Source organism: Oscillatoria sp. FACHB-1406, from assembly GCF_014698145.1.
In the GTDB taxonomy this organism is placed as follows: Bacteria; Cyanobacteriota; Cyanobacteriia; order Cyanobacteriales; family Spirulinaceae; genus FACHB-1406.
In genome coordinates this window covers 260496-274713 of sequence record NZ_JACJSM010000001.1, presented here as the reverse complement: position 1 = coordinate 274713, position 14218 = coordinate 260496, and the positions used below count along the sequence as shown (strand labels likewise).

Annotated in this window: 11 protein-coding genes; 4 read left to right on the top strand and 7 right to left on the bottom strand. The window is 50.3% G+C overall.

Going from position 1 to position 14218, the window contains the following annotated elements; genetic code table 11:
• Positions 1-196 precede the first annotated feature (196 nt).
• Entirely contained in the window at positions 197-3061 is a 2865-nt protein-coding gene (locus tag H6G50_RS01230; RefSeq protein ID WP_190712466.1) for a cation-transporting P-type ATPase, read from the top strand.
• Between the two features lie 145 nt (positions 3062-3206).
• Here H6G50_RS01230 and H6G50_RS01225 read toward each other — a convergent pair whose 3' ends face one another.
• The 3 genes from H6G50_RS01225 to H6G50_RS01215 all read right to left on the bottom strand — a co-directional run bounded on the left by H6G50_RS01225 (position 3207) and on the right by H6G50_RS01215 (position 5243).
• Complete coding sequence (locus tag H6G50_RS01225) at positions 3207-3800, bottom strand: DnaJ domain-containing protein (protein ID WP_190712464.1); 594 nt, start codon at positions 3798-3800, stop codon at positions 3207-3209.
• Positions 3801-3945: 145 nt separating this feature from the next.
• Positions 3946-4569, bottom strand: coding sequence for an ATP-dependent Clp protease proteolytic subunit (locus H6G50_RS01220; RefSeq protein ID WP_190712462.1), 624 nt, complete (start codon positions 4567-4569; stop codon positions 3946-3948).
• 26 nt (positions 4570-4595) lie between these two features.
• A complete protein-coding gene (locus H6G50_RS01215; protein ID WP_190712461.1) occupies positions 4596-5243 on the bottom strand; it encodes an ATP-dependent Clp protease proteolytic subunit in 648 nt (215 codons plus the stop codon).
• 220 nt (positions 5244-5463) lie between these two features.
• Here H6G50_RS01215 and H6G50_RS01210 point away from each other — a divergent pair, with 220 nt between their 5' ends.
• Positions 5464-6273, top strand: a complete 810-nt coding sequence (locus H6G50_RS01210) for a hypothetical protein (protein ID WP_190712459.1) — start codon at positions 5464-5466, stop codon at positions 6271-6273.
• A 31-nt stretch (positions 6274-6304) separates the two neighbouring features.
• Here the strand turns inward: H6G50_RS01210 and H6G50_RS01205 are convergent, their stop codons facing one another.
• Together H6G50_RS01205 and H6G50_RS01200 are read right to left on the bottom strand one after the other, a co-directional pair.
• Positions 6305-7078, bottom strand: coding sequence for an RNA polymerase sigma factor SigF (locus H6G50_RS01205; protein ID WP_190712457.1), 774 nt, complete (start codon positions 7076-7078; stop codon positions 6305-6307).
• Between the two features lie 298 nt (positions 7079-7376).
• On the bottom strand, positions 7377-8210 hold the full coding sequence (locus tag H6G50_RS01200; protein ID WP_190712455.1) for a photosystem II manganese-stabilizing polypeptide: 834 nt from the start codon (positions 8208-8210) through the stop codon (positions 7377-7379).
• Between the two features lie 322 nt (positions 8211-8532).
• Here H6G50_RS01200 and H6G50_RS01195 point away from each other — a divergent pair, with 322 nt between their 5' ends.
• Entirely contained in the window at positions 8533-8835 is a 303-nt protein-coding gene (locus H6G50_RS01195) for a hypothetical protein (protein WP_190712453.1), read from the top strand.
• A 195-nt stretch (positions 8836-9030) separates the two neighbouring features.
• Positions 9031-9885, top strand: coding sequence for a formyltetrahydrofolate deformylase (purU, locus tag H6G50_RS01190; RefSeq protein WP_190712451.1), 855 nt, complete (start codon positions 9031-9033; stop codon positions 9883-9885).
• Between the two features lie 212 nt (positions 9886-10097).
• On the opposite strand, the gene H6G50_RS01185 is transcribed toward purU, so the two are convergent.
• Together H6G50_RS01185 and hcp are read right to left on the bottom strand one after the other, a co-directional pair.
• Positions 10098-12089, bottom strand: a complete 1992-nt coding sequence (locus H6G50_RS01185; RefSeq protein ID WP_199302649.1) for an iron uptake porin — start codon at positions 12087-12089, stop codon at positions 10098-10100.
• A gap of 449 nt (positions 12090-12538) precedes the next feature.
• Positions 12539-14191, bottom strand: coding sequence for a hydroxylamine reductase (gene hcp / locus H6G50_RS01180; protein ID WP_190712449.1), 1653 nt, complete (start codon positions 14189-14191; stop codon positions 12539-12541).
• Positions 14192-14218: the final 27 nt, after the last annotated feature.

The following is a 14218-nucleotide window of genomic DNA, read 5'->3' as shown; positions in this document are numbered from 1 at the left end:
CGGAGCCGCTTTACGGTGCGCGGCGCTGTCGTACTGGAAAACTTTACTAAAAGTGCTGGATTTCGCTGTAAGTGTTGCGATCGCATCCTTACGAAATCTTGCTGAATGAGAAACCGTTCGATCGCCCCGAGGTAACATCGAAACATAGCAAGGTTTTGATATCCTTTGCCGAGCAACAACTGCTCGAAGTCTGACTATGGCACCTCATCTACCCATTTGGACTTTATCGACACAGCAAGTCTACGAAAAGCTGTCTACTTCGGAACGGGGGCTTCCCGAGACAGAAACCGCAACCCGGCTCGAACATTACGGGTTTAACGAACTGCCCGAACCCGCGCGGCGATCGCTTTTTCTCCGTTTCATCGACCAGTTAACTCACTTCATGGCCCTCCTGCTTTGGATTGCAGGAATCCTGGCTTTTATCTCCGGTACTCCGGAACTGGGCTGGGCAATTTGGGCGGTGATTTGGATTAATGCGGGGTTTAGTTTTTGGCAAGAATTTAAGGCAGAACAAGCGCTCGCAGCCCTCAATAAAATGCTGCCCGCGCAAGCGAAAGTCTATCGCGATGGCATCTTACGCGAGATTCCCGTGCGAGAGATGGTTCCAGGCGACCTTTTGCAGTTGGAAGAAGGCGATCGCATTTCCGCCGATGCTAGACTGGTTTCCTCCCAATCTTTATACGTCGATGTCTCGGTACTGACGGGGGAATCGCTACCAATCACCCGCAGTGCCGAACCCGCCGCCGCCAGCAAGCTCCGCGCCTCGGAAGCTCACAATCTCGTGTTTGCGGGTTCCACCGTTTCCGCAGGACGAGGTTTAGCTGTCGTCTATGCTACCGGAACTCAAACCGAGTTCGGTCAAGTCGCCCACCGGACGGCAACCCTGAAGCGGGAACCCAGCACGTTGGAAGTGCAAATTAATGGGGTCGTTCATATTATCACCGCGATCGCGATCGGAATGGGCGTTCTAGTCTTCCTACTCACCAATCTCTTGGTGGGGATGGGCGTTAAGGAAAGCTTTATTTTTGCGATTGGGATTATTGTCGCCTTTGTCCCCGAAGGACTCCTACCAACTGTTACCCTAGCTTTAGCGATTGGGGTGAAGCGCATGGCACAACGCAATGCGCTCGTGCGTCGCCTCTCCGCCGTGGAAACCTTGAGCGCGACAACGGTTATTTGCACCGATAAGACCGGAACCCTCACCAAAAACGAGATGACGGTGCGCCAACTCTGGATTCCGGAAACGGAGATTGAAATCACGGGAACGGGCTACCAGCCGACGGGAGAGGTACGCGCGAGCGAAGGGCAACAGCCCCAAGTCAATCTACTTCTATCCGGTGCGGCGCTGTGCTGCAATGCTCGTTTGCTGCATCCGAACGGTTCCAGTCAGTGGCAAGAAATTGGCGATCCCACCGAAGCTGCACTCTTGGTAGCTGCCTTAAAACAGGGCTTGAACTTGGAAGAACTCCAGCGTCAATGGCCGAGAATTCAGGAAATCCCCTTTGATTCTCACCGACGCATGATGAGCGTCGTCTTGCAAAGCAGTTCGGAGGATTCGGATTTAGGGCGCGAGTTAGTCCGTCCCTCCTCTTTGGGCGAGAGGGGAAGGGAAACTTATCTCATTTTTACCAAAGGCGCGCCGTTGGATGTCCTGCAACACTGTCAGTGGAGCTTGAAAGAAGGGCGGATTGAAGAATTATCGGCAGCCGCGCGCAGCGAGATTGAGGCGGCGAACGATCGCTTGGCGAGTCGGGGCTATCGAGTTTTAGCTGTAGCGGGACAGTGCAGGACAGCGCTACCGTCGCAAGAGGCGAGAGATTTGGAGGAAAATCCGATTTTTCTCGGTTTAACAGCGACTATCGACCCGCCGCGCCCGGAAGTGGCCGACGCGATCGCGAAATGCCATCGAGCCGGAATTCAGGTGACAATGGTAACGGGGGACTACGGACTAACCGCAGAAGCGATCGCGCGTCGTATTGGTTTAGTGAATCAAAAAACCCGAGTGGTGACGGGCGAAGAAATGGGCCATCTCTCCGATGCTCAACTGCGTCAGATTTTGCACCGCAAATCTGGCTTAGTCTTCGCTCGTATGATGCCAGAACAGAAGCTAAGATTGGTTCGGGCTTACATCGCGATGGGGCATATCGTCGCCGTTACAGGCGATGGCGTAAACGATGCGCCCGCGTTGAGGGCTGCGAATATTGGCATTGCGATGGGGATGAGCGGTACGGATGTGGCGCGGGAAGCGGCAGATATCGTGCTGATTGACGATAACTTTGCGACGATTGTCAGCGCGATCGAACAGGGACGGGCAGTCTATCAGAATATTCGCAAGTTTATCACCTATATTCTGTCCTCCAATATGGCCGAGTTTATTCCCTTCCTCGCGATGGTATTTTTGAAGATTCCACCCGCTTTGGTGATTCTACAAATTCTCGCGATCGATCTCGGCACCGATATGCTTCCCGCCCTCGCGTTAGGTGCAGAAAAACCGGAGACTGGCATCTTGCTTCAACCTCCCCGCAAGAAGTCGAAACCTTTACTGGATCTTTCTTTACTGTTACGCGCTTATTGCTTTTTGGGGTTATTAGAAGGACTGACCGGAATGACAGGTTTTCTGCTGGTTTGGTGGGCGAATGGTTACGGAATTCCCCAGTTGCAGGCCATAAATTCTTCAATTCTGGCTCATTCGGCGACAGCGGCTCAAATAGCCATTTACCATCAAGCCACCACGGTAACATTGGCAGCGATCGTTGCTTGTCAAGATGGCAACGTTTTCGCTTGCCGCAGCGAGCGGGTTTCGATTTTCCGCTTGGGCTTTTTTAGCAACCGTTTGATTTGGTTTGGCATTGCAGTTGAGTGGGCGCTAATTCTCTCGATTATTTACGTCCCGGCTTTAGAAAAAATCTTTTCGAGCGCTCCGCTCTCTTCCTTGCAATGGTTGATGCTCTTGTTTTGTCCGCTTTTAATTCTGATAGTAGATGAAGTCCGAAAGCAAATTGTTGGGCGGTTTGGCGATCGCAGTTTTAAAAATAATCGAGCAGTCAGTAGAAGGGCATAAAAAAGTTAACCAGAACTGTAGGGGCGGGTTTACCTAAAATCCCTGTCTAGAAACGATCGAATCGATAAGAAAACACGCCCTCCCTATGTTCTCTTTAATTACAACTTTGTGTCTTTGGGGTTCGCAAAATTTTTATGGTAGGCATTCAACCGGGTTTCATAGAACGCCTCATCAATTGAAAATCTTTTTCGATCGCGGCGGCGAGGGAACGGTTATGAGGATCGGTACGCAGCGCTTTGTTCAGGTAAACGGCGGCTTTATAGAAAGCGCGATCGCGTATGAATTGCCGTCCTTGCTGTTGATACGCGATCGCTTGCCACTGACGAATTTCTGCATCTAACGGGAAGCGATAAGCCAATCCTTCTACTAACGCAATCGCTCTGGCAAATCGCTTTTCAGCTAGCAATTTTTGTAAGGTTTGATAGCTACTCGATTTTAATTGTCGGTCTTTGGGCGAGAGTTTGGGAAGGTTAGGCGGTGGCGGTGGCGGTGCGGGAGGCGGTGGCGGTTTAATGTTAGTGGAGGGAACGGTAACGGGCTGCGGGGGTTGCGGGGCAGCTTGCAACAGCAGTTGATAGGCTTCGGTTAATTGAATGAATTTAACGTGAGCGAGGGCGGGATTGTCGGGATTGGCATCGGGATGATAAGAGCGCGCCAACCGGCGATAAGATGCTTTAATTTGCTCCGGTTTTGCATCGAAATTCAGCCCTAACAGGCGATAGCAGTCCGCTAATTCCATCCCATTCAGTCTGGTTATACTTTATCGAGCGAGAAATGAATCGATCGCTATCATACTCCAGAAAAAGGGCAATTATCTCGCCCGATACAGAGAAACCCGGCTTTATAACTAAAGCCGGGTTCGCCAAGGTTAAATCGATGCGATTTTAAGTCAACAGTGCTGCATTAGGCGTGGGTTGCTCTTCGATCACGCGATCGATAATGCCGTATTCCTTCGCATCGAAGGCAGACATATAATAGTCGCGATCGGTATCTTTCTTAATCCGTTCGATGGGTTGTCCGGTACGGGCAGCCATAATTTCATCCATTTGCTGGCGCGTGCGGATGATCTGTTTGGCGGCAATGCTAATATCAGTTGCCTGTCCGTAAAACCCTTGTGAGAGCGCCGGTTGGTGGATCATAACCCGCGCGTGGGGCAGAGCGAGGCGTTTTCCTTTCGTTCCCGCTGCCAATAAAAATGCGCCCATTGAAGCGGCTAAACCGACGCAAATCGTGACGACATTGGAGCGAATATGCTGCATGGTGTCGTAAATTGCCATTCCCGCCGTAACGGAACCGCCGGGAGAGTTGATATACAGGTAAATATCTTTATTCTGATCTTCAGAGTCAAGATACAGCATATAGGCAACGATGCGATTGGCTGTCTCGTCGTCGATTTCCCAACCTAAGAATAAAATCCGCTCTAAAAATAAGCGATTGTAAATTGAAATCCAGTCTTCGTAAGGCTGTCCGGGCAAGCGATACGGAACCTTTGGGACATCTAATGGCATGAATTTACTCCGTGTAATAATGCGTTTTAAATAATGCCTGCGGGGGCAGGGACGGGAAGTTCGGCTCCGCTTTCGAGGATGCGATCGATCAGTCCGTATTCTTTGGCTTCCAGGGGATCCATATAGAAGGGGCGATCGATATCTTTGCGAATCTTTTCAGGCGTTTGTCCGGTTTGTTTGGCGAGGAGATCGATGGTTGCTTGGCGAGTGGCTAAGATTTCTTTTGCCCGAATTTGAATATCCGACGCTTGCGATCGCCCGCTCGTCGAACCGCTGGTATCGTTGAGAAGAATCCGAGCGTGGGGCAAGCTAAGCCGATAGCCCTTCGTCCCGCAAGCCAGAATCGTCGCTGCCATTCCCAGCGCCGCACCGATACAAATGGTTTGAATCGGCGGCTTGACGTAATTCATCGTGTCGCAGATCGCAAAGGCTGAAGTCTCTAAACCGGGATATTCCCCGGGAGAGTTAATGTAGATTTTAATCGGTTTTTCCGGGTCGTCGTACTGAAGGTAGAGCAGTTCTGCCACAATCAGTTCGGCAACTTGCGGGGACAGCGGCATCCCGAGATATACGATTCGCTCTTTAAGCATGAGCGAAGACAGATCCGGCGGCGGTTTGCGATAGTATGCGTCGCCGTAGTAGGGAGACTGTACAGCCTTAATCGGTAAATTCATAGGTTCGGGGCTGCGATGAAAACGCGATGTCTTGTTACAACTGGATGTTTTTGATTGTAACGTATTCGGCAGCACGAGGGTTGCAGGGTAAGCTTTTGGGGCGTTCGGTTATCCCACCCGTACAGAACGCGCGGCAAAATTTAGCGTCCTTGTTTCTTGAATTCGCGTTAAAACTGAAAAGATATTTAAAATTTTTGGGTGAGTTTTCTCTTTAGGGGTTATGGAATTCAGGACTGCTAAGCCGATCGCGAGCTTTTTTATTTTGGGAATGCTGCTCTCGAGTGGGGGGATCTCTGGCTGTAGCGAGTCGTCTCCACCCCCCACCGTTGAGGTTTCGCCCTCGCCGGTTGTTTCTTCTCCGGTAGCGCCACCGCCTGCTGCGACTCCGAGGGCGGTTACGGTTGCCGATCCGTTCGTGGCGGCGGAAGATGCTGCCCAAGGAGCGATCGCGCTTACGCAGTCGGCGGTTTCTGCTGAAGACTGGAAGCTGATCGCCCAACAATGGGAACGCGCGATCGCGCTGCTCGAATCCGTGCCTAAAACCGATCCCAAAAGCACTGTCGCCCGCGAAAAATTGGCAGGCTACCGAGAAAACTTCGCCCACGCACGCCAGCAGAGTCAACAAGGAACTCCCGAACCGCAATCCGACGTTAAACCCCCGCCGTCGGGAATTATTGCCGTAACCGGCCCGAATTCTGCCCAGAAAGGCGGTAAAGCTGCCGCTCCGCAGGATGAACCCAAACTCGCTCTCGCCCAGCACTTAACGGAGATGGGGGCAAAACTTTATATAAAGGCGGACTGCCAAGAATGTCAGTACCAGCGCAATTATTTTAGTACGGCTGCGAGTAGTATTGCTGAAGTCACCTGCGATCCGAAAGCAAAAGATTCTGACACCGATCCTTGCAAAAAAGCGGGAATCTCGACTTTTCCCACTTGGGAAGTTAAGGGAAAATTTTATCCCGGCGTTCGTTCTTTGGACGAGTTGGCGCAATTGTCCGGTTATAAAGGCGATCGCAACTTTAACCCTTGATTTTTAATTTTTAATTTTTAATTTTTAATTCCTAGAGTTCCATCAGCATTAGATTTTTCAATGCCTTCAACCCTTTCTTTACCTGGCGGGAAACGGTGACGACGCTAATCCCTAACTGTTCGGCGGTTTCTTTTTGGGTGAGATCGTGCAAAAAGACAAATTCCACCACTTCTCGCGTCCGCTGTTCGAGTTGGACGAGGGCTTGTTGGAGACGAAGGCGATCTTCTTGGGCGAGTTGGAAGCTGCGGTATTGGGGATCGGGGACTAATTCCGCTAAGCTGACGCTTTCGTCCTCATCGTTACCGACGGGAACGTCTAAGCTGAGGGGTTCGCGATTTTGATAGGCGAGTTGGATTTCTTCCCACTCTTGGGGATCGACTCCGAGCGATCGCGCGATTTCTTCATCGGTGGGCTGGCGGTGCAGTTGGATTCTGAGTTCTCGCGCGGTATTGCTTGCTTGATGGCGCAACTCTAGCCAGCGCCGGGGAATCCGCACGGAGGTACTTTTATCGCGCAGGTAATGTTGAATTTCGCCTCGGATGTAGGGAATGGCGAAGGAGCTAAAAGCGTAGCCTTTGGTCGGGTCGAAGCGATCGATCGCTTGAATCAAACCGATACAACCGACCTGTAATAAATCTTCATAAGTTTCGCTGCATTGGTTAGTCCAATGATGTGCTTCTCGTCTCACCAAACCAATATTGAGTCGCACTAGCCGATCGCGCAAGTCAACCTTTTTCGTCTTCTGGTACTCGACTAGAAGGTGCAAGCTTTGTTCTTTTAAACTCGAATGGATGGTGGTAGACATAGCCATAGTCAATGATACGAGCGGTTTACCCCGCCACAATAGAATCTATCTTACTGCCTCGGGACTGCTCCAACTGCGATCGATATCTCTCCAATTTGTTAGATCGAGCGCCCTCGTCATGGTTATTTTCGTCTTTCGCGATCGCCGCCGAGCGCCCTCAGTTATTTTCTCTCCTCAAGTTTATATCCCAAACTCGACTGGAGGCAATTCGTATTTCTTAGGAACTTTCGAGAAAAATTTGTCAAAAAAAAGGAGGGACGACTATCCCTCACTTTTTCAATCAACGGACTAGAAGATTTTATTCGTCTACGGCACTTACGATTCCGTAGAAAACACCGCGAATTTTGACTTCTTCGGGGTCAGCAGCGCCTAAATCCGTATCTGAAGGCTGAATGCTTTCAAAAACGCCAGCAATTTCCCCCGAATTGCTATCGACTCGGGTGACTTGAAGTTCCATTTCGCCCCGTCCGCCCGGAATCCGCTTGGTGTTGGAGCGTGCGTATTCTTCGCTATCGCCTTGAGCGGGGAGTGCGACTGCCGTATCGTAGCCACTAGCAACACCGCGACCTTTAGGATCGAGGAATACCGCACCGCGATAGGAAGGTACTTTATATTCGCCCCGGAGATCGGTCGAAGAATTAATCGAGTCTGCCGTACTGCGCGTGGTTGCCACTAAACTCTTCATGGTGAACATGAAAGGAACTTCTTCACCGCCCGGGAGTAAAACCGTGATCGGTTGGAAGTCAATACCACTTTCTTCTTTGAAAGTTAAGGTTCCATCGCCGTTGAGCAGAATTTTGCCGCTGACTTGATCGAGAGCGGTGGTGTAGCGGGTTAACACTTTACCGGGGATAAAAGCGGCTTCTTTGCGCTTGGTTCCCTCTGCCTTCACGAAATACTCTTGGGGTTCTATGCACAAATTTGTCAGTTCGTATTTTTTCCCAGTTTCAATAGGAATAGAACCGCGAGTTGTTCCCGAGAGTTGAGGACAGGTATTTGCCAAGCCCGTTCCGAGAATATCATCGTAAGTTAGTTGTTCTCTGGTCGTGGCTTGGGCGGGTCCCGAACCGCAAGCGGTTAGCAATCCTAAGCATAGAGCCAGGAAAGCTACAATCAATGCGCGATACCTCATGGTCTAACCTCGTGTTTGTCAATCTCTTAATTCGGTCTTATTTAAAAATCGTTCTGCCCTCACGATCGCAGGGGTGCGCGATCGCGTCTAACAGGCATAACGATAGCATTTACAGCATTGTACACGGCTGCGCGACCTTTCCATACGGAAATCTATCGGCTCCCGCTAGGGGTAACGAAGCGACAAGGGATGAAAGACTATCCATTACGAATTACACTGCTCCCCCCTCAAACAGCAAATTCGGTAACGCACCAGTTGGAACGCCCTCGCGTAAGATATTTAAGGGAAATTTTTAATTGACAATAAACGGAGATCGCTCAGCTTGGACCGCACGCAACTTGACACTCGCCTAGAAACTCTGGCTCAAACCGTTCTTGCTCTGGCACAAGAATGTCGGGGAGACACGCTGGCACTATTGGCGCTGCTTCGCTCTTTGGAGCAATCGCATCGCACGATTCAAGAGGAACTGTTTCAAGCTTCCTTGCCTAATACTCGCCACGATCTCTATAAATTAATCAAGGATATTGAAGAAACTGGCGGCTGGCCTTACATCGCTCGCTTGAAGTTGCAAGCTTTAACCCTCAATCTTCCGCCGGAAGAACTCGAACCGACTGAGGAGGACTGAGAGGGAGATGGGGTGACGGGGTGACGGGGTGATGGGGGGATGAGGTGATGGGGTGATGGGGGGATGGGGTGACGAGGGGACAGGGGGACGGGGTGATGGAGAGAGGGAAAGATTTGTGGGATATCTGGATGAGATTGTTTTAGTTTAATATCATTATCCATTGTCCATTATCCATTATCCATTATCCATTATCTAATGAATTGTCCGACTGCTACACTCTTAATTTCCTGTCCTGACGGTCAAGGAATTGTCGCTAAAATTGCGAATTTTATCTACGCGAATGGTGGCAATATCATTCATGCCGACCAACATACCGATTTTGCGACGGGCTTGTTTTTAATGCGCGTTGAGTGGCAGTTGCAAGGGTTTAATTTGCCGCGCTCGGCGATCGCGGTGGCTTTCGGCGCGATCGCGAAACCCTTACAAGCCGAATGGACGCTGCATTTCTCCGATAAAGTCCCCCGTATCGCGATTTGGGTGACAAAGCAAGATCATTGTTTGCTCGATCTACTTTGGCGCGATCGCGCCAGAGAACTTCCTGGCGAAATCCCCTTAATTATTAGCAATCATTCCAAACTCGAACCGATTGCCAAACAATTTAATATTGATTATCATCATATTAATATTACAAAAGAAAATAAAAAAGAGCAAGAAGAAAAACAACTAGAAATCCTCGATCGCTATCAAATCGATCTAGTTGTTCTCGCCAAATATATGCAAATTCTCAGCCCGGAATTTGTCGCAAAATTCCCTAGTATTATTAATATTCATCACTCATTCTTGCCCGCTTTTCCCGGTGCAAATCCTTACGAGCGCGCCTACGAACGCGGCGTTAAAGTCATCGGTGCTACCGCCCATTACGTCACCGCCGACCTCGACGAAGGGCCAATTATCGAACAAGAAGTCGTGCGCGTCACTCACCGCGATCGCGTTGCGGATCTAATCCGTAAGGGAAAAGATGTCGAACGCCTCGTCCTCTCGCGCGCCGTGCGCCTGCACCTGCAAAATCGCGTCCTCGTCTACAGCAATCGTACCGTCGTCTTCGCGTAAATCACAGCGAGCGTTTACATCTCTTTGCCACTCCCTGTGACCTCAGACACTTTGAAAAGTGTCACCTTACCCCTTTCCCGATAAAAAATCTGCCGCATAATCAACTTGTGTGTGAGGAATAGTGAGCTAGGAAATCCTTGGGGTCGAAACACGGCAAGACTCCCAAGGGTTTTCTATTAGGAGCGATCTTATCGCTCCCACCTTTCTAATTCCTAGAACGTAAAAGTCGTACGCAGCATCGGCACATAAGTCGTGCGATTGCCGCTATACCCTTCCGGATTAAACAACACGAAAATACCGGGCGTAATGCTGATATTGTCGTTCACTCGGTACTTGTAATAAGCCTCCAGATGGTAAGGTTTGCTGTTTTCTGGCGTAGCAACCAAAGAAGCGGCCCCCGAAGTCCCGACGCGCGCGGGAGGCTGCCCGAACAGTACGCCCAGCGTATTCCCCTGCTTCAAAATATCTTTGAAGTGGATGCCGCCCATATAACTCATGAAATCTGCCCCAGCATCCGGCCCGCTGGCAGCGTCCACCATACTATAGAAGAAAAAGCCCGTTAAAGTAATCTCGGGTGAAAGCCGATAAGCAGCCGTCGCGCCGAAAGAATTCAAATGCACGCCAGTCGTCGCCGCCACGTTGGGAATCGCACCGATATCGGATGCACCTTCCCCAATCCCGAGAATATTAATCTGATGGTAACTATGAGCGTAATTGAGCGCGACATCCAGCGCCGGTAAGGGTTTGAGCGTCAGTTGGGCGGCGGCGACATAACTTCCCCCAAAAACCCCCGCGCCGAGTGGCGTACCGCCGGAAAAGCCTACATTCGCGGGAATGCTAGCATTAACGCTGCCATACAACGCCCGCAGGTCGATTCCGTCGGCGATATTCCAGATAAAGCCCGCCGCAGAAGCTAAGCCAAAACCCGAAGTTCCCCCCGAAACCCGCAAAACGGGGTTCATTTGTCCGAAGCGCGAAATCGATTCTTCGCCGTCGCCGTAGAACGGCACGATGGCAGGAAAAGCATCATCGACTTCGACAGCGGGGGCAATAAAAGCAGCTATCTTATCGGATACGGGCGTGAGATAAAGGAGTTTGTAGATTCCGACGGAATTATCGGCCCCAGCAGCATTGCCTAAATTGGAGGGGTTCGTCGCGCCGAACTGAGGTTCGTAGGCAAGGCGAACATTGCTATTGGTTCCGAATAAGCCGTCGGCGTATCCCAGCGTACCGGCCATACTGCTGGTGGGATTGGCGATACCACCCCCAAAGTTAAAGGCTTGCAAGCCGACAATGAGGGTATCTTTCCCGGTAAAGCTGGTTTGCAGGTTTAAACGAACGCGGTTGTTAAAGACGACTTCCGAATCGTTACCGGGACTCGTATCCGCCGCACCTAAACCCGTGAGTGTCGTATTGTTAGGGGCTGCATTGCCTCCTGGGCCGGGGTAAGCGCCGTAAGCGCCCGCCAAGCTTAAGATAACTTGTCCGCGTAATTTGGTTGTGGTCGAGAATTGATGGTCTTCGAGGAACGCCGTCCGCGCCTCCAGGTTATCGACTCGAGTTCCTAATGATGCTAACTCCGTCTCAAATTCTTGCATCAAGCGGCGCAGCGTTTCTAAATCATCCCGCGTGACAAAATTAGTGCCGCCAATCAGTCGTTCGATTTGGTTCATGCAAGCATTCAAACCGGCGGCGAATTCATAGCGCGTTAGGGGGCGATTGCCGCGAAAAGTGCCGTCTGGGTAGCCGACAAGACAATCGTAGCGCTGGACTAAATCTTCCAAAGCTTGGAAAGCCCAATCTGTCGGCCGCACGTCGGAAAATTTCGAGACGCGGTTAAATTGGGCCATCGGTGCGGGGGCGAGGGGGTCGCTTTCCGAGGTGAGTTGGGAAACGGAAGTTAGGGGTTCGGTTTCGGAAGCAGTCGGTACGATGGGTAATATTGCTTCGCTTGGCAGGTTTGGGGTGTTGGCGATTAGTTGGGGTGCTTCTGCTGGTGGTTCTGTTGCGCTGGCTGGCAACGTTGGGGAGTCGGTTAAATCGTTTGGTAACTCGGTTGCGCTGGTTGGCAATGCTGGGGAGTCAGCTAAGCTATTCACTTCTGCTGCGATTGCGGCAACCGGCAAGAAGGCTGTTCCACTCGCTAGGAGGCCTAACAAACCGATGTATTTGCAGGAAAACGTTCTGTTGTTGGTCGTCATCATCTCTCGCTATCTTAAAAATATTTGCACCGAAATCGCGCCCCAGAATAATTTATGGAGCAAATGTCACAAAATGAAATTGCTAAAAAGCGTTTTCTTTTGCTGTTTTGTAGTGTACAAAGCTTTATCTATGCCAGAACTAAACCAGAACTCAATAGAGCTTGGAATCGCTTGGCATTGGATTAAATGTTATTTTAACGGTTATGTTGCCATAACAAATATGCCAATCTTTTAAATAAGTTATAACTACAATTGGCCAATCTCTATTGAATTGAGAGATGTCTATGTAAAGTTTGAGATTACTCAATTGTTTGCGTCTTCCCCAGCCGTTCGGCTTTTGGTGGGGGGAACTTGTAGCTTTTTCTAAGTTGAAACGCCAGATAAATAAAGATATAACAATCGCGCCTCGGTGTTGTAAAACTTCGGGGCGCGATCTTCTTATTTCAATGCGATTAACCTTTCGCCAAGCAAGCGGCTAAATCTTCATCGGGAGTTGCAATCGGTTTAAGTTTATAGGTTTGTGAGAGCAAACTCATCACGTTAGGGGAAATAAAGGCGGGTAAAGTCGGCCCCAAACGGATATCTTGTATCCCTAAATACAGCAGCGTTAATAATACGGCGACGGCTTTTTGTTCGTACCAAGAAAGAATCATCGACAGGGGCAGTTCGTTTACGCCAACACCGAAAGCATTGGCTAGCGCGATCGCGATTTGAATGGCCGAATAAGCATCGTTACATTGTCCCACATCTAGCAGGCGTGGAATGCCGCCAATGTTGCCCAAATCTTTATCGAAGAAGCGGAATTTACCGCAAGCGAGGGTTAACACGATGCAATCTTCGGGGACTTTTTCGACAAATTCCGTATAATAATTGCGATCGGGTTTCGCGCCGTCGCAACCGCCTACGAGGAAGAAATGGCGAATCTGCCCCGCTTTTACCGCTTCAATCACTTTATCTGCAACCCCTAACACCGCATTGCGAGCAAAACCCGTCATCACTTGTCGCGGTGCGTCTTCTTCGGTAAATCCTGGCAATTCCAATGCTTTATTAATTGCAGGTGTAAAGTCGGGATGTCCATCTGCACCCATCGGAATTGCATTCAATCCCGGATAGCCCACCGGCCCGACGCTAAAGAGTTTATGCTCGTAATTATCGTGGGGCGGCATCAAGCAATTTGTCGTGATAATAATTGCGCCGGGGAATTTTGCGAAATCTTTAGTTTGATTTTGCCACGCCGTACCGTAATGTCCGTGTAGATGGGGATAAGTTTCTTTCAAGCGCGGGTATCCGTGGGCGGGCAATAATTCACCGTGGGTGTAAACGGTAATGCCTTTCCCTACCGTTTGTGTGAGGATGGCTTCGAGTTGGGGAATATCGTGTCCGGAGACGAGGATTGCTTTACCCGTTTTATGGTTGAGGGGAACGGGAGTTGGGGTAGGATGTCCGTAGGTTGAGGTGTGTCCCGCATCCAAAAGTTCCATCGTTCGCAGGTTAATTTCGCCGACTTTGAGAGCGATCGCAACCCAACCATTTAGAGTTATATTTTGGCGTTCTAAGGCAGCGAGAGCTTCGTAAATGAATTGATAAACCGCCCCATCTTCCTGCCCCATTTCCATCGCGTGGAACGCATAGGAAGCAACGCCTTTAATGCCGTACAATACCGTCAGTTTGAGGGAAAAGATATCGACGTTGCCTTGCCCTTGGCTGAGGAATTGCAGGGAGATCTCTTGACCTTGGCTGACTAAGCTTTCATTGTAATCCGGTTCGTAGCAAGAAATGGGCAACCAAGTTTCGGGCGCGCCCGCTTGCTGAATTTGTGCTTTAATATCTTCGCGATAGGCGATGGCGCGGCGAATGTCGTTACTGAAGCGATCGCGATCGAAGTTTACATTGGTCATCGTCGCAAAGATTGCCTCGCAAGTAAAGCGATCGACCTCTGTTGTCGAAATTCCCAGTTCGCGAGCGCGCAGCGCCACCGGAGCGAGTCCGCGCAGCACGTACATCGACAAATCTTGTACTGCATTCACCTCCGGACTTTTACCACAAGCGCCCCACTGATGGCATCCGTTACCGCTGGCGGTTTGTTCGCATTGTTCGCAAAACATCGTGCTTCCTCTGTCGTTAAGAATCTG